Below are 24,223 nucleotides of genomic sequence, written 5' to 3'. Positions count from 1 at the left end.
TGGGCTTTCCGAGAGCGATGAACATTCTCGAGTCGGCGATATGAATGTCGCTCACGTGTCGTCGGACGTCTCCGCAGTTTGCTCGTCGTCCGGCCCAAGATCAGGTCCTACTGCACCGGATTTTTCGATGTCGATGTGATCGTGAACGACCGGGCGAAGGGCCTGGAGAATGATCTCTGCAGCGAGAGGCGAGATATCCAAATCACGTGCCATCAATCGGTGGGTCACCTCACCGCGCTCACGTGCAACCGTATACGTGAGTGCTGTTGCGAGCCCGTCGACGCCATGACGAGCGATGTATGTCTCGATGTCGTCGTTGGTCGATTGGCGGCTCACCGCGTCAACCAGCATCGGGGTGATCGTATATTCACGCGTTCCATCTCCAGCCGAAACCGTGAGGTCGATTGGATGAGCAACATATGTTCGCGGTTGCTTGTCGCCCGTTGCTTCGATAACGCCCGCATCGGCCAGCCGCTTCACGTACGTATAGGCCGTTCCTTGCGGGAGGTCCAATGCAGCCATGAGTTCTTGGACGGTTGCCGGACCCTGTCGGGCAAGGTTGGCGTATAGTTGGGCTAACCGTGGCTCTTCGAGGAGGTCTGCAACCGAGAGGAAATCCCGAATGATCTCTCCATTGGCGTGGGATGCAGTGTGTGACATTGGTGTTGGTGCTGTTTACAACTTACAGATAATCAGTAAAGGGTGTTTGGATTGTCGGGGCCGTCAGTCAGGAATATCCTCCGGAATCCGCTACTGAACGTATATCGACGAGACGAGTTCACCTCATAGCGTGCGTTTTGGTACGAGAAGTTCGAAACCATGCATTGATTTGATCACGCTTCTCGACTACAGATGCGGTGGCCGGTCCCAGCTCTCCCCCTCCCGCTGGCTGATAGCCGATAGCTGTCGTATTCATTCGAGCGTCCGACCTCAACCTGAGTAGAAACGCCGGAGCGAGTGGACCGCGATCGCCAACTTCTCGAACGAATCGAACGGATTCGAGCCTACGTCTGTGCGGAGCTTGGCCTCGTCACTGACCCTGATGATGCAGCACAGAAATCCCCTGGCTTTCCGACATAGTTGAGCATTTGCGGATCCGGTTCGCAGACAAATCGGGAAACTACTCGGAGCCGGCTTTTTGTTCAACGACCTCAGCGAAGACGACGGTGGGTGTGACGGTATTGATTTCAATAGTAACGCGATCACGTTTCTCTGTGTCGGGCACGATGATCACGTAGCCATCGCCGACGCGGGCGATTCCATCGCCTTGTTCGCCGACGCCTTCGATTTCGACTGTTCGGCGGTCGCCTTCTTCGACCGGGGCTCCTGAATCGCTCGCCTGTCGATCGTGCGGTTGTTCGTCGCGCGTCGTCGATGTTGCTTCTTTTGCGGTCACTTGGGCTGTACTCTCCGCTGGTGATGGCTGTTTCAATATCGCCACGCGGTATGCCGTGTCTGGCTGGATGTCGCCCTTTTCAATCTCTTGGCTCGGTAGGGTGAGCGTGTGTGACTCATCTTCTGCTTCGACTGTGCTGCTAAAGAGACACTGTAATTTGTCGGGGATCTGCATATAGCCACATCACTGTTATGCGAATATAAGAATCTGTGTTTATACCCACTACGAGTGATGGCACTACAGCTGTGAGCGGTGACTCGACACTCGGAGTGAGAAAGCTATGGCTATCGACCTATGGTCGGCGACTCCCAACCCATTTGAAACGGCTTTCGCCGCCCTCAACGGATATATGGCTGGATTTGCAGCATTGTCATACTGTACGCCGGAATAATCGGGGTCGTTCGCAGATCATTCGCTGGCGAGAACGATCGGTGCTCGAAAAATCAGCTGTATTAGGCTGCGGGCCGTCCAGCAGTGGTGTCCTCACTGATCGCCTCTCCGAATTCATCATCTTGTGCGTTGAGCTCGGTGTAGGCCGTTGCGAGCACAGCGGTCGAGAAGACCGTCGTGATCGCACTAGCCGCCTGCGCGAACACCAAAGCAACGATATCGCCAGCGAAACTGCCACTTGCGAGATCACCAACCCCAAACGCGAGGGTAATAAGTGCCGTGAGGAGTATCACTGCCACGCCCAGAACCAAGAGGCTGAGGCGGTATCCCCGCGTCAACCCCCAACTGCTACGAAACGCGGTGATGAAGTTTTGGTCTTCGACAGCCACGTAGACCGTCCAGAATGCCAAGGCCACGAGCAGGAAGATGCCTGGAATGATCAACGCGACGAATCCGAGGGCGACGATGATCCCGAAAACGATCACACCAACGAAGAGGTTGAGTGCGGCCCACACCATGTTTCGGGTGAAGTACTCTCGGGGAAGACGTTCGGTTTCCTCGCTCACGAACACGCGAATGGCCGCGATACTCACCACGAGCAACGCGATGCCCAGCACGAGTGAAACAATGCCGCCGGCGATTGGTGGGATGAGGAGCGTTGGGTTTGCTTGGATTTCTCCAGGGGTAAACTGTTGGGAGGCTATCCATTGGTCGATTCCGATCCCTAGCAACCCGTTAAGGATCGAGATGACGAAGATGACACCTATAAGCATTAGTCCATTTCGTTCGATACTGCGGCTGTATCCCTGTTTGAGTATGCGTGTGACGTTGATCGACATAATCGCCTATCTAGTAAGTGATGTGAGATAATATAGATCTCGTCTGATTATCATTTGTTGAGAACGGGATCCGTACCCCGTTATTCAATTGTTTTTGTCATTCACGTGCGTAGGTATCCTGTTCGCGTCTTGTGGATCATTCAGGGGGGCCACCTGACTTTAGAGGCTATCAGGAGAGTATCAGCATTACCGAAAGAGGAGTTGGTTACGCTATTTCGGGTTTGGAGACGAGGAGGAGCTCGATGCCGTACTTATGGCAATCGGTGACATCCTCACCCGCCGTAAACAGCGGGGTTTCCCCGCTCCCGCAAGATGATGCACTTGATATGTCTCCTGGCCAGATCTAACCTTTCACAGATTGTCTCTGTCTAATCACAAGAATTATGTGTGGTATTCTCACACATATCTATGCGGTTGTATAGTCTGCCAGCTACTATTTAGGAATCGTCGCCTGGTATTATGAAAAGGAGAACGTCTGTCATCTCCTTTTTCTGCGTAGACATCTTCCACGCAGTTAATTTCATCAGTATGAGTGATATCCGGACTGAACTATTCTTGAGCAGTGATCAAGCATCAGGAGTTCTACCTACTGGATATAGCGCAACGCGCGACATGGCGACTCCTCTCACTGTCGGTGTATCGTCGAAGTCATGTTCCTTGCGCTCGAGTAACGGTACCGTGACATGCTCCGAACATAGACGTGGTTCAAACAGTTTCGAGAACTTGTTCTGAAAGCAGTTATGAGAAATTCGAACGCGCTCCCTGACTTCGGTTACTACAAACTATATACTTGACCCCCAGTTAGTGCCTCCTGCACACTTAGAATAACTGCAATGGCGAACTCCTTTGGAAGGATTGAGTTCCATCAGACAAACCAATCCAATTCAGAGGTGTCTGCTCACGTCATCAACACTGTTCAACACCGTGGATAAGTGCCGTTATCTGTCTGTTCGCCGGAACTTCGATATTTGTAGTCTCCGCCAAATCGATAATCACGCCGTTCAATTCGTCTATCTCTGTTCGCCTTCCCTGTTCAACATCTTGTGCCATACTCACGCGATGCTCGGCGTGTGAGTTGGCCATCGATTCGATCGTTTGTTGTATCGTCGTTACGTCAATGTTGATTCCGTGGCCGGTGGCAACGTGGGCCGCTTCCGTCAGGAGTTGTGTTACGACACCGTGCAGAGGATCGGTTGTCAGCTGCGTCACTGGGCAGTCTGTCAGTGTCAGTACGGGTGCTGTTGCCGCCACAAGAGTCCCCTTTTTCCAGATGACGGGTCGGGGATCAGTGACGACCTCGACATCAAATCCTGCCTCTGCGAGCGTCTCCTGAATGGTCGTGCGGGCACCTGCATTGCCGCCACCAAACGTGGTCAGGCCAGTTGATGTTTGGGTGACCGTTCCCGGCTCTTCTGTAATCGCTGCTTCGTAGGTGACCCCACAAAATGCCCGGTCACGTCCAACTTGATCAAGCAAATAGTCGTAATTGCGAAGCCCGTTCTGCAATGATAGCACCCACGTTTCCGATCCAATACACGCTGCATGCTCGGTCAGCGCCATCTGCGTTTGATGCGCTCGAACAAGGACGATAACCAAATCGGCAGTTCCTACGTCACTGCCAGTCGTCGTCGCGTTGATTCCAACTGTCAGCGATACGTCTCCGTTTTGCCGAATAGTAATCCCTTCGGTTGAAAGGGTACTGGAGGTCTGCTCCCGCCGATTGAGAAGCCATACGTCGTGATCGGCGGCAGCGAGATGGCCGCCGAACAGACAGCCAAGCGCACCTGCACCGATGACTGCGATCTTCATACATCCCGTTTTCCGCTATCAAGTAAATACATTCGCCCATTGTCAATTGGCACGACACGTTTCTAATTTAACTGAGCAGCTGATTCGTACGCTATTACTGAACGAAATTTGTTTTCGTCTGAGTCTACACAAGGCACTTCTACGGAATTTGGCCTGACTTCGATTGCTTTACTCATCTGCGGACACCTCCATTGGAACTGCAGTGTCCCAAAAGTGGCAGTTAATGATTCTACCGGAGTCAAATATTCAGGGCAACGGCCAACAAGAAGTGTTCAGTGGCCGGCTGGTTCATGCTGAATTGTATCCAAGAAATGGGGTTTCAACAGAGCCAAATAATTGTATCTACTGTCTCCGGCTATGGATCGTGAGATGCTCAGACAAGCACTCGGATATGCAGATTTGACCTCCTATCAGGCGGATGCTTATCTGACGCTCCTCCAGATGGGGGTCTCACCGGCCATCGAAGTCGGGCGTGAGAGCTCGGTTCCCGTCTCACAGGTCTATGACGTCCTTCGTGAACTCGAGTCGATGGGATACGTCGAAACGATCGAACGTGAGAAGCTCTATGTCCGCCCTTGTGACCCCGATGTGTCGATGTCCGATTTGGAATCGAGAGGCGAACTCCTTCACGACGCTGCCGAAGAAATACGTGAACGCTACCGAAAGCCCGAACAGGTCGACGCCCGAATCGGTGTCACAAAGCGTGTCGAGACGGCCGTTGAAAACGCTGAAATACTGATCGATGATGCCGACACGGTCATTGAAGTCGCAGGAAGCTACAAACAACTTCAGCAACTCCTCCCGACACTGCAAGCGGCACGAGATCGTGACGTCATTGTTCGTGCTGTGGTCTATGTCGATGATGGGCAGATACCTCCGCCGGGCTTCGATCCGACCGATGCACTCTCCGAACTCCGGGTTTGCTCTATTCCTGGACCGTTTCTCGTCGTCATCGATCGTCACCGGACTTGCTTTGCACCTAACACGAGGTCCGATGAGGCATACGGCGTCCTCATCAACGACCGGATGCTCCCCTTCGTCTTCCACTGGTACTATCTCACCTGTCTCTGGAACCCCTATCCGCGAGTCTACGTCGACGAGTCAGAGCAGTTCACCTACTTCACCCTCGAAGAGTTCATCCGCGATTGTTATTGGCTGTATGAGGACGGCTACGACTTGCGAATAGTCGTCGACGGAATCGACATCGCGACCGAGAGGGAGACGACGCTCGAAGGCACTGTGACCGACATCTCGTTTCTCGGTGATGAGCGCCAACGGCCGCGACTGACGCTCTCGGACCTCGGATCACACGCGAATGTCACGCTCGATACGGGCGAGGAGACCGTCGTCCTCGGTGGCTGGGGTGCCGTCTTCGAAGACGTCGAGCTACGAACGATCTCGCTGGTTGGTCTCGAGTTGGGGTCGACTCTTCCTCACGAGGGATAACTCAAAGAAAGGGCGTATGAGGGTTTTCAGTTGTCGACCGCTGTGAGCGACGTTTTCAGCGACTCACACTGCAGCGAAATCGAGCCCCCCTCGAATTGACTGGTTCCGTCAGGATGAACGACGTCGAAGGCGTCAGCCGGAACCTCGAACTCCACGGTCGTTTCCTCTCCTTTTCCGAGCGCAACCCGCTGAAAGTCGACCAGCTCTGTGACCGGCGTGACCACTGATGAATAGTCGCGACCGCCGAACAGTTGAACGACCTCCTCTCCTGCACGGTCGCCGGTGTTCGTGAGCGTCACCGACACACACACCGCGGAATTTTCGCGGAGTAATTCGTTTTCGACCGAGAGGTCACGGTACTCAAAGTCGGTATAGCTCAGGCCATGGCCGAATGCGAACAGCGGGTCGTACGATGGCAGGTGTTCGTCCGGGCCGATTGGATATGGATGCGGGAGGTAGTTGTGGCGAACCGGCAGATGCCCTTCCGAACGTGGAACCGAAATCGGGAGTTTCCCACCAGGGTTGTGTTCGCCGAAAAGCGTCTCGGCGACGGCTTTCCCGCCCTCAACGCCAGGGTAGTACGCTTGGAGAATGGCGTCGACGTGTTCGGTCGCCCACGAGATTGCGAGAGCCCGGCCGGTGACGAGTACGAGCGCCGTCGGTGTCTCCGTCTCGAGAACGGCCTCAAGCAACTCCCGCTGGGCGGCCGGCAGTGTGAGTTGTGCCCGGTTGGGGAACCGGTCGGTCGGGCCGTTCACGTCCTGCGGGCCGAACTCGTGGAGATACCAGTTCTCCCCGAGGACGACTACAGCTGCGTCGGCGTTCGCAGCGGCAGCGACTGCCGCGTCCATACCGTCCGACTCGTCGATACCCGACCCACGCTCGTAGGTCACGGTTGTCTCGGCAGAGACAACCCCTTCGATTCCCTCCCGAACGGTCGTACCGTCGAGTTCGTGTTCTTTTTTGAGGCTCCACCCGCCGACTTGGTTGACGAGGCTATCGGCGTTCGGACCGGTGACGAGTACCTCGTCAATCCCGGGGTCGAACGGCAGACAGTCATCGTCATTCTTCAGGAGCGTCATCGACTCCCGTGCCGCTTCAAGCGCAACTCCGCGGTGCGTGTCGTTATTGAGCGTGTCATCCGACTCCTCGGCGTTGACGAAGGGATCCTCGAACAGTCCTAGATCTGATTTGAGCTGAAGAACGCGCCGGACGGATGCATCGACGGCAGTCTCGTCGACTTTGTCGGATTCGACAAGCGAGACGATATGGTCGATATGGTCACCCTCGCCAAGCGAGTGGACATCGACGCCGGCGGTGAACGACTGATGGATGGCGTCCTTCTGATCCTCGGCGACTCTATGGTCTTGGTGAAGCATGTTGATTCCATTCCAGTCGGAAGCAACGTATCCCTCGAAACCGAGATCGTTGCGGAGAACCTCCGAGAGCCAATAGTTTGACCCGTGCGAGGGCACGCCGTTGATGGAGTTGTAGCTCGGCATAACTCCCTCGATGCCTTCTGCGAGAACAGCTTCGAACGGTGGAAGGAAGTCGCGGTACAGCGACGAGAGCGACTTATCCACCGGGGAAGCGTCCTCCCCGCGCGCTGGTTCGCCGTAGGCCGGGAAGTGCTTCGCCATGGCGGCGACATCAACCGGCGCGTCGTGGATGCCTCGAGCTTTCGCCGAGGCGAGTTCGCCGACGAGATACGGCGACTCGCCGAACGTCTCGAACGTTCGTCCCCAGCGGGGGTCTCGGGCGATGTCGCAGGTCGGGCCGTAAGTGAGATTCGACCCGGTGGCCGCGACTTCGGTCGCGGTGACGGTTCCGATCTGTTCGGCGAGACCACGGTCACGGGCGGCTGCAATGGCCAGGTTGTGAGGGAAGACGGTGGTGTCCTCGACGTACGCATGGCCGTGAATGGCGTCAACGGGGATGAGAATCGGAATTCCTAGCCGTGTTTCCTCGCGGGCAATCCGTTGGAGTCTGTTTGCGATCTCTATGACCTTCGTCGAGTCACGATGCGGTGATGCACCGTACCCGAACGGTGTGACGAATCCGATACCGTGCTCGCGGACCATTTCTTCGGCGTCATCGACGGTTCGGGTCTCGTCCATCGTCCCGACGTAGGTGCCGGCGAGTTGGGCGGCCTTTTCCTGGAGCGTCATCTCCTTGAGGAGGGTTTCTATATCGTCGTCTGTCTGCGTCATTTGTGTATTGTATGTCGTCATAGTAGTTGTAGTGAGTTTTGTGGTAATGGAATTTTTCTTACAATTCTGCTCCGTCGAGGGGGTCACTGTCCCAGTAGGCGTCTTCGTCGGTCGAGCGGTAGCAGGCGACTCGGTGTCGACCGGTACCGTCGTCGACGGCGGTTACCTCCGGTGTCGCCCGGCGACATTGGTCGGTCGCGTTCGGACAGCGGGTGTGGAACCGACATCCCGTTGGCGGGTTCACGGGGTCTGGAATGTCGATCTCACGAATGGGCGGTTCGGTCGGCCCCTCGTCGACGCCGAGCTCCGGAGTCGCCCACTTCAACACCTTCGTGTAGGGGTGCTGTGGATTCTGGAGAACCTCGTCGGCAGGCCCGAGTTCGACCAGCTCGCCGAGATACATCACGCCCAGACGGCCATCAGCGTGCTCGGCGATGTACCGCGCGTTCGAGAGATCGTGACTAATGAAGAGGAACGACGTGTCGAACTGTGATTGCAGTTCGAGCATTAGGTCCATCATCTCGACGCGGAGGCTCACGTCGAGTGCACTCACCGCTTCGTCGGCGAGGATGACATCCGGGTTCATGAGGAGCGCCCGCACAAGGGCGACGCGCTGTTTCTCACCACCGGAGAGCTGGTGGGGATAGCGGTGGGCGTAGTCATGTGGTGGCGACATCCCCACCCGCTCGATGAAGTGGAGGATACGAGCCTCACGGTCCTCAGAACTGAGATCGGGCTGCCAGCGTTTCAACGGAGCCGCAAGCGACGACAGAACCGTCCGATTCGGGTTCAGCGCTGCACCGGGATCCTGGTGGATAATCTGAAGCGAGCGTCGAATCTCGTCGAAGGGAATCGATGCGTTGGAATTCCACTTTTTCGCCTGCCAGATATCCTGGCCACGATACTTGATGGTGCCCGCGCTGGGCTGTTGCAGACCGACCGCGGTCTTACCGAGCGTCGTCTTTCCACTCCCCGATTCGCCGACGATGGCGACGACGTCGTTACTACTAATGTCGAGGTCGACGCCGTCGACAGCACGAACCGTCGGCCGATCAGTAAAGGGGTTCAACCCTCCCCCGTCCTTCTCGAAATGAACATCGACGTCCTCCAGCGAAAGAACCGGGTGGTCGGTGCTCATCGTTCTCCCTCCGTCGAGAGGGGTATCTCTTCGTCGACGTCAGGCCAGTGGTGACAGGCCACCTCGTGGGTCGCCGATACTGAATCCATCGGGGGCTTCACGTCCGCACACTCCTCGGTCGCCATTGGGCACCGTTCGTGGTACGGACAACCTGCTGGGACGTCGACCGGGTCGGGTGCAGCACCCGCGATAGGGCGCATCTCGGAGAGCGGTGCGTCAAGGTTCGGCGTTGAGTTGAGAAGGGCACGGGTGTAGGGATGTCGCGGGTTACGAATCATTTCGGCTGTGTCACCGATCTCCGCGAACTCGAACGCGTAGAGCACGCCGATACGGTCAGCGAGTTTCGTCACGAGCGGGAGGTCGTGGGTGATGAAGACCATCGTGAGGTCGTACTTGTCACGGAGATCCGACAGCAGGCTGATGATGGAGCGCTGCATGAGCAAGTCCAATGCCGCCGTCGGTTCGTCCATCACGAGTACTTCGGGTTCCAGGACGAGCGCGAGCGCGATGAGCGCTCGCTGTTTCATCCCTCCCGAGAGCTCGTGGGGGTACGAGTCGAGCACGCGGTCGGGGTCGAGATAGAGGTCAGCGAGAAGCTCTTCGCCGCGGTTGAGACCCTTCTCGACGTCGTAGTCGTGAGCTTCCAGCGTCTCGACAAAGTGCTCACGGAAGTCCATCGTCGGATTGAACGAACTCATCGCACCTTGGAACACCATCGAAATGTCTGCCCAGCGGAGGCTCCGTAACGGCCCTTTCTCTAGACCAAGCACGTCAACTGGCTCACCCTCTTTCTGGTGGTAGATGACGCTCCCGTCGGTGCGACCGGGATCAACGACGGCATTCAACAGCGCCGAGGCGAACATCGATTTCCCGGATCCCGATTCGCCGACGATGCCGAGTATTTCGCCCCGTCTGATGTCAATATCGACGTCGTGGAGCACGCGCGAAACGCCACGGTCCATGCCGAACGAGACCGAGAGATTTCGGCATTCGAGGATGATGTCCTCGCCAGTTAGCTCGATAGCTTCGGCCCTCGCCGTGTCCGCCACGGTCTCCGTGGTGGGTAACTCGCTCATTGGTCACCTCCGAACGACGGGGCCGGCGATGTGGGGTCGGATGAGGCGGAGTCCGGTGATCCTGTGTCGTCAGCCGTCGACGTCGTGTTCGCGTGTCGTGCGCGGACACGGGGATTGAACACGCGGTCCATCCCTTGGGCGAATAGGATGAGTGCCATCGACAGGAGGATGATAGCAATCATCGGTACGAGTAGCCAGTGAGCCGCATCCAGCGTGAGCATTCCACCGTTCGAGTAGGCGAGCTGGAGCATGACGCCCCAGTTGACGACCTCCGAGAAGGGGAGCAGTCCGAGGAAATACAGGCCGACGGAGGCGAAAATGACCCCACGCATCGCGTTGACCATGTTGATCATCACGAACGGCATAATGTTGGGGACGACCTCCTTCGCCACGATGGTCGGCGTCGACAAGCCCATTGCCTGAGCCGCTTCGACGTACGAGGTCGACCGAATCGTCAGCACCTGGGAGCGAATGGCACGGGCCATGCCAGCCCAGCCCTGCAGTGAGAGGACGACCCCAAGTATGATGGGATTTTTCGGTTCGAGCAGTGCGACGAGGATGAGCAAGAGGGGAAGCCCGGGCAAGGTCATCACGATGTCGACGACCGTCGAGAGCGCCTGGTCGAGGCGCCCACCGCTGTAACCGGCGAGTGCGCCCACGCTCGTCCCGAGAACCGTGACGAATACCCCCGCGCTCGTAATCATCGTGAGCATCCGAGGGGTCGCGTAGACGACTTGCTCGAGAATGCCGCGACCGACGTTATCGGTACCGAGCGGCCAGTGGAACGCCACCCACGGAACCGAGATGCCGAACAGCGACGTGTTCGTGAATTCGTACCAGCTCCCTCCGATGATGCCGCCCTGGAAGGGGCCGACAAGTAGCGGTGCTTGGCCGACCCGGGGCTCAACCACGACCGCTGGCCCGACGATGCCCATGAGGACGAAGCTGACGACGAGCGTTGCCCCGACACGGGCGCGCACATCGTTCCAGACGACTCGCAGGGGGGCGATGAGCCAGAGGTCGAGTAACCGGCGGCTTCGCTCGGTACGGGTGAGCGTGGAGTTCGCGACGGTGTCGAATCCACCGTAGTCATCGGGGAAGCTACTGACAGGATTCTCACGGCTCACGAAGAGTCACCTCCTGTGGAGACGCGTGGGTCAACGATTCCGTAGGTCAGGTCGGCAATGAATGTGCCGGCGACGATCGCGAGTGTGATGAGAACGAACCCACCCATCATCAGTGGGTAGTCGCGCGTCTCGACGGCAGTGACGATGTAGTAGCCCAATCCCGGATAGGTGAACACCTGCTCGAGGATGGCCGAACCTCCGATGATGCCACCGAAGGCGAGCAAGAGGCCCGTATACATCGGGAGAATGGCATTACGGGCGACGTATCGCAGTGCGATTCGGGAATCTGAAAGCCCACGAAGCCGAGCGACCCGGAGGTAGTCCTCACCCAGCACCTGGATGCTGTTCCCGCGCATCGCAAGCGCCACCCCACCGAAGCCAGTGATGACGACGGCGGCGATGAGCAGACTAGCGTGGTAGAACGCATCGGCAACGAACTGGAACGTCGCGACCGGTAGCATGGGGTCAACGATGGGGATGATGTCCGACGAGATATGACCGCTCGTCGGGAACCAGCCCAGCGTGAACCCGAACACGTAGAGGAACAACAGCGCCGTCACGTAATTCGGCGTCGAGTTGAGCAGAATGCCGATACCCGTTGCTCCCATGTCGAAGCGGCTCCCCTCCCAGTAGGCCATGAGCGACCCGAGGGCGATACCAGCAACGAACATGAGCAGGATGGCGGTCGAGAACGCGAAGACCGTCCACGGCAGTGCCTCACCTAAAACCTCCGAGACCGGTGCGTTCTGACTGATGGACTGGCCGAGGTCACCATGCAGGATACCCGTGACATACGAGAGATACTGTTCGTGAAGCGGTTTGGTGAGGTCGATGTTGATGTAATTGACAACCCGACGATTGATCTCCTGTTGGGAGAGATCTGGATTGTTACGGATGAGTTGGCCACGAAGCTGGTCGGCCGGGTTTCCCGGCATAAGTCTGACTAGCGCAAACGAGAGCGTCACCACGACGAATGCCGTGAAGAATGCCTGTCCCGTTCGCTTGATGAAGTACTCGTACATGGACGGTTACTCCGGCTTGGCGGTCAGTTTGCCCTCACGGGGCAGATAGTACTGTGGGTAGTCGACGATAGCGTCCTCGTCGTCCTGCGTGACGGTGTTCCAGTCGTCTGTCGTGACCCACGACTGATCGACCTTTTCCATCAGCGGTGCCATCGGGAGATGTTGGTTGACGGCCCACGCGAGCTCCTGGGTCTTCTGCTTTGCCTTCTCACCGGTCAAACCGGCCAGTTCCTGCAGTTCGGCTTCGAACTCGACCGTTCGCGTCTCGCCGTTCGGCTTGCCTATCGGCGGCACATCGGCGGAGCGCGGGAACTTCAGGATAGTTCGTGAGCGGGTGCCGTTGAGCAGCTTGTTGAGCGAGAAGTACGGGTAGAGTTTCCCGTCAGGCCAGCCGAGGCCGGCGACGACGTACTTTTGATTGCCGTAGATGTCGTCCCAGAAGGATTGACTCGGGTTGAGCGAGGCCTTGATTCCGAAATCATTCAGGTCTTGCACGATGGACTGACCGCCTGCCGTCCAGTCGTTCCACCCAGTTGGGATCTTGAACGGAAACTTCAGCGTCTTGCCGCTGTTATCAACCCATGTCCCGCCTCGTTTCGAAAAGCCAGCTTCTCGGAGGAGTCGGGCGGCCTTGTTGGTGTTTGGCTCATAAGCATTGAACCCCGACAGCGAGTCACCAAGCCACTTCTTGTAGCTACCGTCGAAATTGCCCGGGAGGCCACATGGAATCTCGACAGGAACGTGCATCTTCTCGCCCGCGGTCTGGGCGAGTCTCTCACGGTCAATGACGTATTGGACGGCCTGCTTGACCTTTTGCTGGCCGTAATGTTTGTGTCCGTGGTTGAACATAATGCCCATCCCCCAGTTGGCGGGCATCTGTATCTCTTGAATATGGTCTCCGTAGGATTGGGCAATGTTCTTTGGTGTGAAGATGTTGTCAAGGCCGTCGACACTGTCGGTACTCAGTGCCTGCCATTGTTTTTGATTTGATTGGAGGTAGTCCCACCGGAAGCGCTGAAAGTTTATTTTCCCTGCATCCGGATGTTTCGTGAAACGGTCTGCGACGAGTTCCTGGTTCCGTGCATAGACAAATTTGAACGGGCCAGTTCCGATCGGCTTATCAATAGTCTTTTCGGTGAGCCCGGGTGCCTCACCATCTTCCTCGTAAGCGTCAAGGAACTCCTGAAACTCCGCGGGCGGCGTGTCGAGGGCAATTGGTTTGAGCGAATAGAGGAATACCTCTTCGGCGACGGGTCGCTGAAGTCCGAGTTTGAGTGTGGTATCATCGACGACAGTGAGGTTTTCCGGTGCGACGATATTACCGAGGGCGGCGCCATCGTGGATGTCGAGTTTGAGCTTGAACGCGACGTCCTCGGCGGTGACCGCATCGCCGTTGTGCCAATGGTAGCCGTTTCGAACCGAGAGCGTCACTGAGTCGTTACCGACGTCCCAGTTCTCGATGACACCCGGCATGAAATTGCTCGTGGCCTCATTAACGTAAATGAAGTTCTCGAACAGCGCGAGCGCCGCTCGGTCTGGGTACTTCTGCCCGTACGGATTGAACTGCATGTCCTTCGGGACGTTCGTTGTCGACGTCACAAACGTTCGATCGGTCATCTCGACTTGGCCGGACTTACTACCGTCTCCTGTAGCTCCGCCAGCGGATTTCGCGGGATCCCCTCCTTTTACGGCATCCTTGTTCGACCCTGCACACCCGGCCAGACTGACGGTTCCAGCCACTCCGACCGATTGGAGGAAGCGTCGGCGTGTTTTTCGCAAGTCCCTCTGTTCATGACCAGTGTTTCGATTGGGCATGGACGGTCAATGTTCTCACTATACATATACATTTTTCATGATAATTTTGGTGTAGTGGCCCAATAAATAATTTTTCTGTCAGATACTGCTTGTCTACTGTGAACGACTACGCACGCAATACCGACCTACTACTCGTGGGCAGACTCTCCTACGCGTGAAGAGGAAGGTGTACGCTTACACTATTTATCAGGGTTCGTACATTGACCAGCCGCGCCGCGCCGCGATGACGATACCAACGAACGTGAGGATAATAAGAACGAGTGATACCTGAAGAATTGCGTACTCGCTCGTTCCGGCTCGAACGAACGGGAAAGAGACGATCAAGAGCACCAAGAGTGTCGCATTGAGTGCGAACAGGATGGAGAGAACGTTCCGACGCATACAGAATCGGTGGAAGCCACAGTAAAGAGTGTTCCGCTGATTGGTGAGTGTGCTTGCAGTGCCTACACTGCGCTTGAATGTCGCTGCGATGGTTCCTCATCGTGATTCACGGCCGTTGACGAGCATGACACAACTCGTCTTATTGGGAGTCCCGTTGTAATCTCCGAGGTTCACGACTGGCTTGTGTCACAGGGAAGTATCTCTTCAACACCTGACTGATATTGAGTGGCCTGCGTCTCTGTCTATCTGTCATTGCTTAGCGAACGGTGAATCCGATCGTCCCGTGTGAAAGTAGATTGCTCGTTTCTGCTCGGGGAGATGCGTGTCGGCTTCTACATCATATCGGGCAGTACAGCGGCAACGATACCGTGTAAAAAAGTCGAACACAGTCCCTGGGAAGAGATCCTCCCATCGGAGTCCCTGTTCAATCACGAGTTGTTGATCGTACGATTTTCCACACAGTGGGCACTCATCCGTGTCTGGTGTCGATGCGGGCATAGTGTATACTCTAGTTGGCTTCGTCAAGGATGGGTCTGACGGCGCTCATCACCTCCTCAAATTTCTCGATGGTCTCATCCGTGAGTGTACATATACGAGGAGTTGGCGACTTGCGATAGAAATATAGTTCGACGAATGGCTTCTTTTTACTCCCATTTTTATCTATAGAATAACAGTTGTTATACGATGCTCGCTTTTAATCGTCGGTGGAGTGAAGTTCTGGCGGTGTATCTGGAATTGTGTTTTGCGCATACCAATAATGGGTAGCCGCCAATATTCCGTATGCAACCAGGACACTAAGTAACGCTACAAACCAGGATAGAATGGCTACTGGATGGAACTGAAGCCAGATCCCCGTGAAAAGGAGTACACTTCCCAGTGCGAGTCCACAATAATAGCGATCCCATGGACGTATTGGCCTAGTGAACACGTTCAGGTAGTCGTCAAACACTTGTATACGGCTCGTCGGCTGTATTTCCCTGGTCTCCGGGTTGTAGTCTATGATCCCGGCATTGGCGAGTGCCGGAATGTGGGTCTGGTACAGCGAAATATAGACCCGATTTCGCTGTTCGCCGAGGAGGTCTGCCGGCGTCGTATTGTATTCCCACGCAGCAACGTGGTCAGTTATATCATCCAAGCCGACAGTGGAATTTTCCCGTCGCAGATAGTGAACTGTATATCGTCGTCGCATGTTCTTCAACATCTCGAACACTTGATCCTGTGAAAGTTCAGTTCTATTCATTGAATAGTTCATTTGTTCAGTGAATGCCTTCATGTCACTATCCTCGATGAGCAGCGATCGAGTCCAACAATACAGTGAATACCATTCTACAGGCTAGTCTCTCTTCTTCGACCTTTGTTATCTCGCTACTATGTACGGGTAGCAGCCCTGTACAGCCTCTGGCATAGGAGTATAATTACCACTTCTTGTTGAGTGAGTGTTTGAACAGTGGTTTTAGCACTGCTGTTTACTTTCATTGCTCGTACTCAATTCATTAGTGAGGGCATTCACCGACTGAAGGTACTCAGTACCGCTTCGCAAGAACTTCCTGTTCAAGATAAGAGAGCATCTACTTCCAATCGACCACACGAATTAGTATTGCTTTGGCTATCAACCAACTAGCTCTCCTGATTTTAGTGCTGTCATTCGCATTCACGTTTATAGACTCGTCCTATAAACGCGGTGGTGAAGTCACGAAGCAGTATATATCGAACGGTGATGCATCACCGAGGTACTCTGCGGGGCGTCGACTCTTCTGAAGGGAGAGCGCCTCGTCCTCGATCATCGGCGGGAAAATAGTGAATTGAGACCGCAAGCCACGCCTTTTTCCCAGTTCTAACTCTACATTTCAGTGATGGAATATGGACGTCTCGTCGAGGTGTACAACCGGCTCGATGAAACATCCTCTACAATCGAAAAGACCGAAATCGTAGCGGAGTGCTTCGAGAATGCAGACGAATTACTGCCGGAACTTTCTCAACTCGTGCGTGGTCGTCTGTTTGCTTCTTGGGAGCCCGACGATCTCGGCGTCTCATCCTCGCTGACTGCACAAGCCATTGAAAACGCGACTGGCGTCGATGAGGCGCAACTCGAATCGTGGTGGCGTGAAACGGGTGACCTCGGAGATGCGGCCGCACACGCTATCGAAAGCCGACTCCAGACCACGCTCGTTTCTAAGACACTCGAGGTCGGCCACGTCTACAATACACTTCGAGATCTCGCCGACTATGAGGGATCAGGGAGCCAACAACGACGCATCGATGATATCGCCGAACTGCTCGCGAACGCCGATCCTAACGAAGCACGATATCTCGTTCGTACCATCGTTGGTGCTATGCGGTTAGGCGTCGGTGAAGGAACGATTCGAGACGCTATTGCCATGTCATTCTTGGATGGATCAGACGAAGCAGTCCAGGCAGTCGAGCAAGCCTACGAAGTTACGAATGACTTTCGCATCGTCAGTGAAACGGCTCGTACAGAAGGACGTGCCGGACTCGATAATCTCGAAGTCCAGTTATTCCGTCCGGTAAAGGCAATGCTCGCACAGAAGGCAGAAAGCGTTGCAGACGCGCTCGAAGCGACCGACCAACCGCTCGTCGAGTACAAGTACGATGGGATGCGAGTTACAATCCACATCCGTGGCGACGAAGTACGTATATTCACCCGCCGACTCGAGGACGTCACAGCCCAGTTCCCGGATATCGTTACAGCTGTACATGAAGCGGTTGCCGCCGATAACGCCATCATCGAAGCTGAAGTGGTCGGGTACGATCCTGATACTGGCAGGCCAATTCCCTTCCAAGAATTCTCAAAGCGGATCAAGCGGAAAACCAATATCAATGCAATGGTTGCTGAGTATCCGGTGACCGTTCACGTCTTCGACCTGCTCTATCATACTGACGAATCACTTCTGAACACGCCCCTGTCAAACCGACTCGATCGCCTCGAAACGCTCATCGACCAAGGCGGGGAGACGATTCAACGAGCGACAAATCGTCGGCTACCATCTCTGGAGGAGGCATCATCGTTTTATCGTGATGCACTAGCGGCTGGTCAGGAAGGCCTCATGGTGAAGAACTTAAATGCAGCCTATCAACCGGGGTCACGCGTCGGATACATGCTGAAAGTAAAACCGATGATGGAGCCGCTGGATCTCGTCGTAGTCCAAGCAAAATGGAGCGAGGGTCGGAAGAGTGACTGGCTGGGTCGGTTGCGGCTTGCCTGTTGGGACGCCGAGCGAGAGGAATTACGTGAAGTCGGACGGATGTTCTCGGGATTGACTGATGCTGAGCTTCGTGAAATAACGGCAAAACTCGAACCGCTGATTCAGTCGGTCGATGGTCGAACAGCACACCTTCGCCCGGAAGTGGTCATCGAGGTTGAGTACGAAGAGATTCAGCAATCGACCAAATACGATTCCGGGTACGCACTCCGATTTCCCCGATTCGGAGGCTTTCGCGACGACCTCGGACCCGAAGACGCCGACCAATTCGACCGTGTAAAACGCCTCTACGAGGAACAGTGGTCAAAATGAATATGAATCGATGCCATGATAATATGTATTCTACAGACAGAGACAGAGGTACAGCTCGATGACTAACGCGAATGCGGTCAGCCTCCGCGATGGGATCCAAATTGAACTCACGACCGGTGAGACGGTTGTCATCGATGCGACGAAACCAGCCGGTGATATCGTCGTGCTGAGTCACGCCCACGGCGACCATCTCTATACACAAGCGCCGACTGATGTGATCTGTTCGAACCTAACGGCACGTCTCGCTAGTGCCCGACGAGAAGATGAGGGACTGGTTTCACGTACCACACATCCAGCAGTTACACAAGTACCGGCGGGGCACGTCCCTGGCTCACGCGCAACGATTATCGAAGACCCGAATGGAACAACCTATCTCCATACTGGTGACTTCTCCACTCGAAATCGATTTACGCTCGACGGATTTGATGCCGAAGCCGTCGCCACTACGTATGATATCGACGTACTCATCACCGAGACTACCTACGGAAAACCCGATTATGTCTTTGCTGATCAGGCGGTACTGGAACGCCGGATCGTCGATTGGCTGAATGAATCATACGATACGCCAGTCATTCTTTTCGGGTATACGCTTGGACGCGCTCAGGAACTCGAATTGCTTGTTTCTCGCTCCGATCGCGAACGACTGTTCGTAACGGACGCCATTCGAAAACTGAATGCTATTATCGAGGAGTCTCACGATGTGGCATTTGATGCCGAGCATTACGATCGTGACACAACGCTGGGTGCTGGTGACGTATTAGTTCTCCCTGCGCAAACGAACAAGCTCTCGTTCGTCGACCACATCGTCGAAAACACGGGTGCAGTGAAGGCGGGGTTCTCCGGCTGGGCTATCGAGGACGCGTTCAAGTATCGTGGGGAGTACCACGAAACGTTCGTTCTCTCCGATCACTGTGATTTTTCGGAACTCATTGCGACAGTCGACACGCTACATCCGGATCGAGTATATACGCAGCATGGATTCGCCGACGAATTTGCGACGCATCTCGAAAGTGAATTCGACATTGTGGCACGTTCACTCAAGAAGAATCAGTCGTCGCTTGATCAGTTCTGATGAATTCGGATATTTTCGCTGGATATCCAGCGCACTATTCATCTTCGGGTTCCTCGTCATAGTAGACGAACTGTTACTCTCTTCAAAACTGTCGTCATCGCCTCTCTGGTTCTTGGTATCCGCGTCCTCGTTTTCCGTGTTGACTTGCTCCACCTGTGCTGCAAAGAACGACTCCCATTCGTCTTCATCGGCCACAAGGACATTTTTCTCGTTACAGTGCTTCAGCGTGACAAGATTGTTGTTGCCCTCTGGGTTAGGCGTCTCACTCTGACTCGTTCCCCGTGCCACGAACTCCATGACACGGCGCACTGTATTTGGGTTAGTGTCGAGGTCGTGGTCGTCGATGCGTTGGTCTTGGTCGTCCAGTCATTCGCCGTGTCGTTCAACGGCTTTGCCGGGTGGATATGGACCGACCCAGATATTCTCCGCTTTCTTTTCTTCTCCACGCCATTCGATAGGGGCTTGCTTTGTAACCTGCTCCTCAAGTTCGTTGATTCGGTTCTCTTTCTCGGTAACTTCCTGCTCGAGTTCGGTAATGCGGTCAGCGAGTGACTGAACGTGCTTAGCGAGGTTGCTGACCGAGACATTCTCGATACTGGAAGCTCCAGACGTGGTAATGTCATTCATCCGCACGCACCTCCACTGTGGCCAGTGTCATCTACTGGTGTGGAAAGACGCGGCAAGCGAGCGATGGTAGTGAGCGTGCCGATACAACGGGTAGTCGTGTCACCAGCGGTGTGAGTGTATTTGAGAATAATCATGGCAGAATCGGGCTGACTGGTGCAGTGGTATGTGGCTTGCTGAATCTCGTCCTGTGCCATCGTGGTGATCGGTGGGGCCGTCAATACGAGTTGCGGGCCGCAGCGTGTCGGCGAGTTTGCCTCTTTAACCGTGAGAATGGTTCGGGGCAACTCTGTGGTCGTGATGCGACGCGATCACCCGGCGAGAGACGTTGAACGAGTGCATCGGCGTCGCGAGGATTCAACGGCTTGGGAACGATTGAGTCCTGGTCGGTACTTACTCCTGCTCATCTCGCGTCGGGTTGCTAATGCACTCGGCAGTGGCGTACATGCGCAACCTGGTGTACGTCCCAGAGGAGGGTACGTCCGTAGTGGTCTAACTTTGTCTCGGTGTGCTCATACTCGTTGTAATAGCTGTACTGCAGGTAATACAGGTCGTTCGATAGCGTGGTGACATACAGGACGTGCTCACCGGGTCCAGGCCCATAACAGGAGAGTATAGAACGTAGCACTCTGGTTGGTCGGTTTGGTGGAACCTGTGATCTATAGCTTGAAAACAGCAATGTCGTCGGGCTTCGTTCCTGGCCGGGTACTCGCTCGGCCATTTCTTCCATCACTCGATACCCGTCGTTCGTGTACGCACAGCCATAGTGCGTTGCGACCTCCCGATAGCCGAGTCGTGTGACCATCGCGTCATTTGTCTTGGTGACATTCTTGGCGTGCTCGAGGACATCGAGGTACGTGTCCTCGACGTGCTGATTTTCAGCTCGTTTTTCGCGGACGGTGACGTGTTCGGTATTCTGTTCCGAGCGTTGGACCGTCTCGAAGAGTTGCCGCCCTGCATTTGAGGCTTCCGAGCATCGAATGAGTCGTTAACACTCTCTTCGATTTCGAAATCCTATGTAAAAACGATTATACAGTCTTTCTGTCTATTATTCATGAAGCCACAATCGGCTTATTGTGTGACTCGAAGGTCTAGAGCATGCCCCGGTTTCAGACCGTCCTGTTTGATATGGATGGCGTCCTCGTTGATTCGGAATCATTTTGGCAGCAGTTCTGGCGTGACCAAGTTTTTGCACATGCAGAAAATGGTGAGCCAGGTCTGGAGGACGTGAATGGCCGCAATTTCCGTGAGAGTCTCAAAGATCTTGCAGCGACGTATGGTCTTCCGGGTGGACCCGAGCGGTATGCACGACAGTTCGAAGTGGCTGCAGAGACGGTATATGGCGAGCAAGTATCGATTACACCTGGAATACCGGACTTCTTTGAGAGACTTTGTGATCGCGGGATCAACGTTGGAATTGTATCCTCAGCACCAGCGGATTGGATTGAAAGGGTCATTAAGCGGTTTGATTTGACACCAATCGACGTGATGGTGAGTGCAGAACATATCGATCTACCAGGCAAGCCAGAACCCTTTATTTACGAGCATGCTGCTGCCGAACTCGATGTCTCACCTTCCTCGTGCCTTGTTATTGAAGACTCTGTCAACGGTGTCCGAGCAGCAGCCCAAGCAGGCAGCACTGTGATCCGATTTTGTCAGGGGGCTACTGTGCAGCCTACCGACCACACTGACTTTGTTGCCAATTCTCCAGGCGAGCTTCAGCGAACCATCCTCGAATTACTTTCTTAGCTGAACGCAGGCGCTCCCCCCGTCTCTTTGCTAAGTCACACCTGCTGTGACCGCCACCATGACCTTGCCCATCTTTTCATTCCAGTAGTTGACTGACCACCCACCATGGTCGAAGCCACCGTCACGGTCCTCGTCCGAACCTCCTGGTGCCTGCATCATTCCATCGAGTGTGAAGAATGTTCCCACGACAAGTTTCCCCTTCCCCGTTCGCGTTTGTCTCGCTCGTCATTAGCACCTAAATCGTTGAGTCTAGTAAAGACCGTTCTAGCTCATCAAGTCGATGTCTGTCCGACAAGTAGATCTTTCCTATTTGTCACGCCTGTCCTAACAGATGACGAGGACGATATCCAGATGCTGACTCGTCGGCTCGGACCATGTCGGCACGTTCTCACTCATGCCGTCCTCGAGCTAGTGGGAGTCGTCGGTTAGAACGTTGTAATAGAGGGAGATTGCAAACGCGACCCCCCTCCGTTTCGCAGAAATAGACGCACTCCACCGTACCCAACCGATTACTCCCACCATGTGTCACCGCCAAGGCGGTGTGAATCTCGTGTGGTAGCACCGATGATGAGTGTTTTCCAACACGTTCTAGCACCAATGATTTCCTCTAACCTTCTTGGAGATCGGTATCGTATGCAATTGAGACCAATGAAGCCAGTGCTAATCGGGTATGGTGAAACGAGCGTCGGAGAGTCACTCAACTGCAGATACGAAGAGCTGAACATGTGGGCGACACGCGAAGCCTTGTGTGACGTCGACCTCGAACCAGACGATATTGACGGACTTATCGCGACTGCACCCTTTCGAACGGAGCGGTTTCCACTCCCTCGGCTGATCGAATATCTTGGAATCGCTCCACTCAATTTTGCAGAACTCACCGGCGTCGGTGGTGCATCCCACGTGAGCTCGATTCACCGAGCGGCTAGTGCGATTGAAAATGGACAGGCCGAGACGATCCTCGTCGTCGCCGCAGACGCTCTCCATTCTGATATCGGACCACGAACAGTTATCGAAGAACTATCCGACAGTGTCAGCGAGTTCGAGGAACCCGCAAACATCGTCCCCTCGCTCTATGCCCATGTTGCAAACTGGCACCTCGATACGTTTGGAACGACACGGAAACAACTCGCCGAAATCGCAGCCATCGCTCACGAGCACGCGTCGCTGCAGCGGGCGGAACGTGCCCATCGACAGAAAGCGAAATCAGCAGACGAAATTCTCGACGCTCCGATGGTTGCAACTCCCTTGACTGCAGATCAGTGCGCTCTAATTTCCGATGGCGGAGCGGCATTCATCGTGACCACCGAAGAAAACGCAGCCGAGCTTGATCAAGTACCAGTCCGTCTGACTGGGTTCGGCGCACGACATACCCACGACCACATCTCTCAGATGCCATCGTTCAATGAGACGGGAGCGATAGAAGCAGGACAGCGAGCAATGGCCGAAGCAACGGTCGATCATGCTGATATCGACGTTCTTCAAATATACGATTGCTTTACGATTACCGTCCTTCGAATCCTCGAAGATCTTGGCTTCTGTGAACGCGGGAACGGTGGCGACCTCGTTGACAGTGGTGCTCTTCGATTAACTGGAAAGTGGCCACTCAACACTCACGGCGGGGCGCTCGCCCAAGCACACCCAGGAATGCCCTGTGGGATTTTTCATATTACCGAAGCCATTCGTCAGCTACAAGGACGAGCCGAAGCGACGCAAGTCGAAGACGCATCGACAGCGCTCGTCCACGGGAACGGAGGAATCTTCTCAACGCAAGCAGTGGCGATCCTCGAACGAGGTGAGTGTCATGCCGACTAACAAGCCGATTCCGACACCGACGACCGAATACGAACACCAATACTGGCAGCGCGTGGCTAACGGTGATGTCTGTATTGCCCACTGTCAGGCATGTGACCACGTCTATCATCCTCCACGCCGATACTGTCCAGATTGTTACTCCGACGAATGGGAGTTCGAGTCAATTGCAGGCACTGGAACGGTGTACGGTTATACCAGTATTCACCGTCCAACGCAACGATTCGCATCAGACGCTCCGCTCGTGTCGGCTATCATCACGTTAGACGAGGGTCCACGACTTATGGGACGTGTCGCGTGTGATTCTGAAGCAATTGCGGTTGGACGCCGGGTCCGTCTTGATACGTCGAGACTCTCCTCGGACAATGTTCGTCTCACCTTCAAACTACTACCGAAGTAGGCAACTCAGCAATCAATTTCTGCAAGGTAGATCAATGGGCCTGAATCCGCGATCGCAGTAACGTCTTTTCGAGAGTTCGTGCATGGGCTCAACTGTCCGCCGAGCGAGTTCCTACGAGTATTTTTTGCTTACGCCGGACTCTTTCAGCCGAATCCACTCGGCGAGCTCTGAGGCATCGAGGTAGGTTCGGATCGCATCACTTTCTTTCGACCAGAGTGAGTAGCGACCAGCCTCATCACGTTCACTCCACGTCTTGCTTGCAAGTTCTTGGGCTTGCGATTGGTGACAGACGAGCATTTCGTCGTCATAGCGGGCAAGACAGGATTCGTCTCCTCGGCAATCGCTCGTTGGTATTGAATACTAACAAACGACGGTCGTTATGTCGGA

General features: G+C 55.0%; 23 protein-coding genes and 1 pseudogene. 9 read left to right on the top strand and 15 right to left on the bottom strand.

The window, feature by feature from the left end; translation table 11 throughout:
• Positions 1–51 precede the first annotated feature (51 nt).
• On the bottom strand, positions 52–660 hold the full coding sequence (locus BW974_RS15170; RefSeq protein ID WP_076431106.1) for a DUF7437 domain-containing protein: 609 nt from the start codon (positions 658–660) through the stop codon (positions 52–54).
• A gap of 297 nt (positions 661–957) precedes the next feature.
• Here BW974_RS15170 and BW974_RS27010 point away from each other — a divergent pair, with 297 nt between their 5' ends.
• Positions 958–1,080, top strand: a complete 123-nt coding sequence (locus BW974_RS27010; RefSeq protein WP_281247702.1) for a hypothetical protein — start codon at positions 958–960, stop codon at positions 1,078–1,080.
• 40 nt (positions 1,081–1,120) lie between these two features.
• Here the strand turns inward: BW974_RS27010 and BW974_RS15165 are convergent, their stop codons facing one another.
• The 3 genes from BW974_RS15165 to BW974_RS15155 form a co-directional block, all read right to left on the bottom strand.
• Positions 1,121–1,570 (bottom strand): TRAM domain-containing protein, encoded by a 450-nt coding sequence (locus tag BW974_RS15165; RefSeq protein ID WP_076431105.1) that lies wholly within the window; start codon positions 1,568–1,570, stop codon positions 1,121–1,123.
• A 278-nt stretch (positions 1,571–1,848) separates the two neighbouring features.
• Positions 1,849–2,625 carry a DUF7847 domain-containing protein gene (locus tag BW974_RS15160; RefSeq protein ID WP_076431104.1) on the bottom strand — a complete coding sequence of 259 codons (777 nt, stop codon included), beginning with the start codon at positions 2,623–2,625 and terminating at the stop codon, positions 1,849–1,851.
• 906 nt (positions 2,626–3,531) lie between these two features.
• The gene (locus tag BW974_RS15155; RefSeq protein ID WP_076431103.1) at positions 3,532–4,434 is read right to left on the bottom strand and encodes a ketopantoate reductase family protein; all 903 of its coding nucleotides are present in this window, start codon (positions 4,432–4,434) and stop codon (positions 3,532–3,534) included.
• A 369-nt stretch (positions 4,435–4,803) separates the two neighbouring features.
• Between BW974_RS15155 and BW974_RS15150 the strand changes: the two genes are divergently transcribed.
• Entirely contained in the window at positions 4,804–5,880 is a 1,077-nt protein-coding gene (locus tag BW974_RS15150; RefSeq protein ID WP_217694341.1) for a TrmB family transcriptional regulator, read from the top strand.
• 26 nt (positions 5,881–5,906) lie between these two features.
• Here the strand turns inward: BW974_RS15150 and BW974_RS15145 are convergent, their stop codons facing one another.
• From BW974_RS15145 to BW974_RS15115, 7 genes are all read right to left on the bottom strand, one after another.
• Positions 5,907–8,090, bottom strand: coding sequence for a glycoside hydrolase family 3 N-terminal domain-containing protein (locus BW974_RS15145; RefSeq protein WP_076431101.1), 2,184 nt, complete (start codon positions 8,088–8,090; stop codon positions 5,907–5,909).
• Between the two features lie 58 nt (positions 8,091–8,148).
• Positions 8,149–9,228 carry an ABC transporter ATP-binding protein gene (locus BW974_RS25760; RefSeq protein ID WP_076431100.1) on the bottom strand — a complete coding sequence of 360 codons (1,080 nt, stop codon included), beginning with the start codon at positions 9,226–9,228 and terminating at the stop codon, positions 8,149–8,151.
• Positions 9,225–10,304 (bottom strand): ABC transporter ATP-binding protein, encoded by a 1,080-nt coding sequence (locus tag BW974_RS25755; RefSeq protein WP_076431099.1) that lies wholly within the window; start codon positions 10,302–10,304, stop codon positions 9,225–9,227. Before BW974_RS25755 ends, BW974_RS25760 begins: the two co-directional genes overlap by 4 nt.
• A complete protein-coding gene (locus BW974_RS15130) occupies positions 10,301–11,431 on the bottom strand; it encodes an ABC transporter permease (RefSeq protein WP_076431098.1) in 1,131 nt (376 codons plus the stop codon). The genes BW974_RS25755 and BW974_RS15130 overlap by 4 nt, the downstream gene beginning before the upstream one ends.
• Positions 11,428–12,453, bottom strand: a complete 1,026-nt coding sequence (locus tag BW974_RS15125; protein ID WP_076431097.1) for an ABC transporter permease — start codon at positions 12,451–12,453, stop codon at positions 11,428–11,430. Before BW974_RS15125 ends, BW974_RS15130 begins: the two co-directional genes overlap by 4 nt.
• Before the next feature lie 6 nt (positions 12,454–12,459).
• Positions 12,460–14,268, bottom strand: coding sequence for an ABC transporter substrate-binding protein (locus tag BW974_RS15120; protein WP_076431096.1), 1,809 nt, complete (start codon positions 14,266–14,268; stop codon positions 12,460–12,462).
• Between the two features lie 186 nt (positions 14,269–14,454).
• On the bottom strand, positions 14,455–14,649 hold the full coding sequence (locus BW974_RS15115) for a hypothetical protein (RefSeq protein WP_076431095.1): 195 nt from the start codon (positions 14,647–14,649) through the stop codon (positions 14,455–14,457).
• Positions 14,650–14,769: 120 nt separating this feature from the next.
• Here BW974_RS15115 and BW974_RS27515 point away from each other — a divergent pair.
• Positions 14,770–14,868, top strand: a pseudogene (locus BW974_RS27515) (hypothetical protein); the annotation flags it as partial.
• Between the two features lie 475 nt (positions 14,869–15,343).
• Here BW974_RS27515 and BW974_RS15110 read toward each other — a convergent pair.
• On the bottom strand, positions 15,344–15,922 hold the full coding sequence (locus tag BW974_RS15110) for a DUF7344 domain-containing protein (RefSeq protein ID WP_084186312.1): 579 nt from the start codon (positions 15,920–15,922) through the stop codon (positions 15,344–15,346).
• A gap of 580 nt (positions 15,923–16,502) precedes the next feature.
• On the opposite strand from BW974_RS15110, the gene BW974_RS15105 reads away from it, so the two are divergent.
• Both BW974_RS15105 and BW974_RS15100 read left to right on the top strand, forming a co-directional pair.
• A complete protein-coding gene (locus tag BW974_RS15105) occupies positions 16,503–18,182 on the top strand; it encodes an ATP-dependent DNA ligase (RefSeq protein WP_076431094.1) in 1,680 nt (559 codons plus the stop codon).
• Positions 18,183–18,240: 58 nt separating this feature from the next.
• Complete coding sequence (locus tag BW974_RS15100) at positions 18,241–19,254, top strand: mRNA 3'-end processing factor (RefSeq protein WP_076431093.1); 1,014 nt, start codon at positions 18,241–18,243, stop codon at positions 19,252–19,254.
• On the opposite strand, the gene BW974_RS25750 is transcribed toward BW974_RS15100, so the two are convergent.
• Positions 19,216–19,542 (bottom strand): hypothetical protein, encoded by a 327-nt coding sequence (locus BW974_RS25750; protein WP_175609710.1) that lies wholly within the window; start codon positions 19,540–19,542, stop codon positions 19,216–19,218. The two genes, BW974_RS15100 and BW974_RS25750, sit on opposite strands and share 39 nt — an antisense overlap.
• A gap of 78 nt (positions 19,543–19,620) precedes the next feature.
• Positions 19,621–19,881, bottom strand: coding sequence for a hypothetical protein (locus tag BW974_RS25745; protein ID WP_076431091.1), 261 nt, complete (start codon positions 19,879–19,881; stop codon positions 19,621–19,623).
• 763 nt (positions 19,882–20,644) lie between these two features.
• On the opposite strand from BW974_RS25745, the gene BW974_RS25740 reads away from it, so the two are divergent.
• Entirely contained in the window at positions 20,645–20,842 is a 198-nt protein-coding gene (locus BW974_RS25740; RefSeq protein WP_175609709.1) for a hypothetical protein, read from the top strand.
• Positions 20,843–20,976: 134 nt separating this feature from the next.
• The gene (locus BW974_RS15080; RefSeq protein WP_076431090.1) at positions 20,977–21,627 is read left to right on the top strand and encodes an HAD family hydrolase; all 651 of its coding nucleotides are present in this window, start codon (positions 20,977–20,979) and stop codon (positions 21,625–21,627) included.
• A gap of 30 nt (positions 21,628–21,657) precedes the next feature.
• Here the strand turns inward: BW974_RS15080 and BW974_RS27005 are convergent, their stop codons facing one another.
• Entirely contained in the window at positions 21,658–21,786 is a 129-nt protein-coding gene (locus BW974_RS27005) for a hypothetical protein (protein WP_281247701.1), read from the bottom strand.
• Positions 21,787–22,527: 741 nt separating this feature from the next.
• Between BW974_RS27005 and BW974_RS15075 the strand changes: the two genes are divergently transcribed.
• Together BW974_RS15075 and BW974_RS27180 are read left to right on the top strand one after the other, a co-directional pair.
• Positions 22,528–23,439 carry a thiolase family protein gene (locus BW974_RS15075; protein WP_217694339.1) on the top strand — a complete coding sequence of 304 codons (912 nt, stop codon included), beginning with the start codon at positions 22,528–22,530 and terminating at the stop codon, positions 23,437–23,439.
• Complete coding sequence (locus tag BW974_RS27180; RefSeq protein WP_076431088.1) at positions 23,429–23,836, top strand: Zn-ribbon domain-containing OB-fold protein; 408 nt, start codon at positions 23,429–23,431, stop codon at positions 23,834–23,836. The genes BW974_RS15075 and BW974_RS27180 overlap by 11 nt, the downstream gene beginning before the upstream one ends.
• The last annotated feature ends 387 nt before the right edge of the window (positions 23,837–24,223 follow it).

The organism is Haladaptatus litoreus (genome assembly GCF_900156425.1).
In the GTDB taxonomy this organism is placed as follows: Archaea; Halobacteriota; Halobacteria; order Halobacteriales; family Haladaptataceae; genus Haladaptatus; species Haladaptatus litoreus.
Note: the sequence above shows the minus strand (reverse complement) of the source record. Positions and strands in the feature narration are given on the sequence as shown.

Excerpts from the sequence above, each read along its gene's own strand:
- BW974_RS15170 (WP_076431106.1), bottom strand. The coding sequence starts at position 660 with ATGTCACACACTGCATCCCACGCCAATGGAGAGATCATTCGGGATTTC.
- BW974_RS15110 (WP_084186312.1), bottom strand. The coding sequence starts at position 15,922 with ATGAAGGCATTCACTGAACAAATGAACTATTCAATGAATAGAACTGAA.
- BW974_RS15100 (WP_076431093.1), top strand. The coding sequence starts at position 18,241 with ATGACTAACGCGAATGCGGTCAGCCTCCGCGATGGGATCCAAATTGAA.
- BW974_RS25745 (WP_076431091.1), bottom strand. The coding sequence starts at position 19,881 with ATGAATGACATTACCACGTCTGGAGCTTCCAGTATCGAGAATGTCTCG.
- BW974_RS25760 (WP_076431100.1), bottom strand. The coding sequence starts at position 9,228 with ATGAGCACCGACCACCCGGTTCTTTCGCTGGAGGACGTCGATGTTCAT.
- BW974_RS15165 (WP_076431105.1), bottom strand. The coding sequence starts at position 1,570 with ATGCAGATCCCCGACAAATTACAGTGTCTCTTTAGCAGCACAGTCGAA.
- BW974_RS15145 (WP_076431101.1), bottom strand. The coding sequence starts at position 8,090 with ATGACGCAGACAGACGACGATATAGAAACCCTCCTCAAGGAGATGACG.
- BW974_RS25755 (WP_076431099.1), bottom strand. The coding sequence starts at position 10,304 with ATGAGCGAGTTACCCACCACGGAGACCGTGGCGGACACGGCGAGGGCC.
- BW974_RS15080 (WP_076431090.1), top strand. The coding sequence starts at position 20,977 with ATGCCCCGGTTTCAGACCGTCCTGTTTGATATGGATGGCGTCCTCGTT.
- BW974_RS15150 (WP_217694341.1), top strand. The coding sequence starts at position 4,804 with ATGCTCAGACAAGCACTCGGATATGCAGATTTGACCTCCTATCAGGCG.
- BW974_RS15155 (WP_076431103.1), bottom strand. The coding sequence starts at position 4,434 with ATGAAGATCGCAGTCATCGGTGCAGGTGCGCTTGGCTGTCTGTTCGGC.
- BW974_RS15105 (WP_076431094.1), top strand. The coding sequence starts at position 16,503 with ATGGAATATGGACGTCTCGTCGAGGTGTACAACCGGCTCGATGAAACA.
- BW974_RS27005 (WP_281247701.1), bottom strand. The coding sequence starts at position 21,786 with ATGATGCAGGCACCAGGAGGTTCGGACGAGGACCGTGACGGTGGCTTC.
- BW974_RS15125 (WP_076431097.1), bottom strand. The coding sequence starts at position 12,453 with ATGTACGAGTACTTCATCAAGCGAACGGGACAGGCATTCTTCACGGCA.
- BW974_RS15120 (WP_076431096.1), bottom strand. The coding sequence starts at position 14,268 with ATGCCCAATCGAAACACTGGTCATGAACAGAGGGACTTGCGAAAAACA.
- BW974_RS15160 (WP_076431104.1), bottom strand. The coding sequence starts at position 2,625 with ATGTCGATCAACGTCACACGCATACTCAAACAGGGATACAGCCGCAGT.
- BW974_RS27180 (WP_076431088.1), top strand. The coding sequence starts at position 23,429 with ATGCCGACTAACAAGCCGATTCCGACACCGACGACCGAATACGAACAC.
- BW974_RS15115 (WP_076431095.1), bottom strand. The coding sequence starts at position 14,649 with ATGCGTCGGAACGTTCTCTCCATCCTGTTCGCACTCAATGCGACACTC.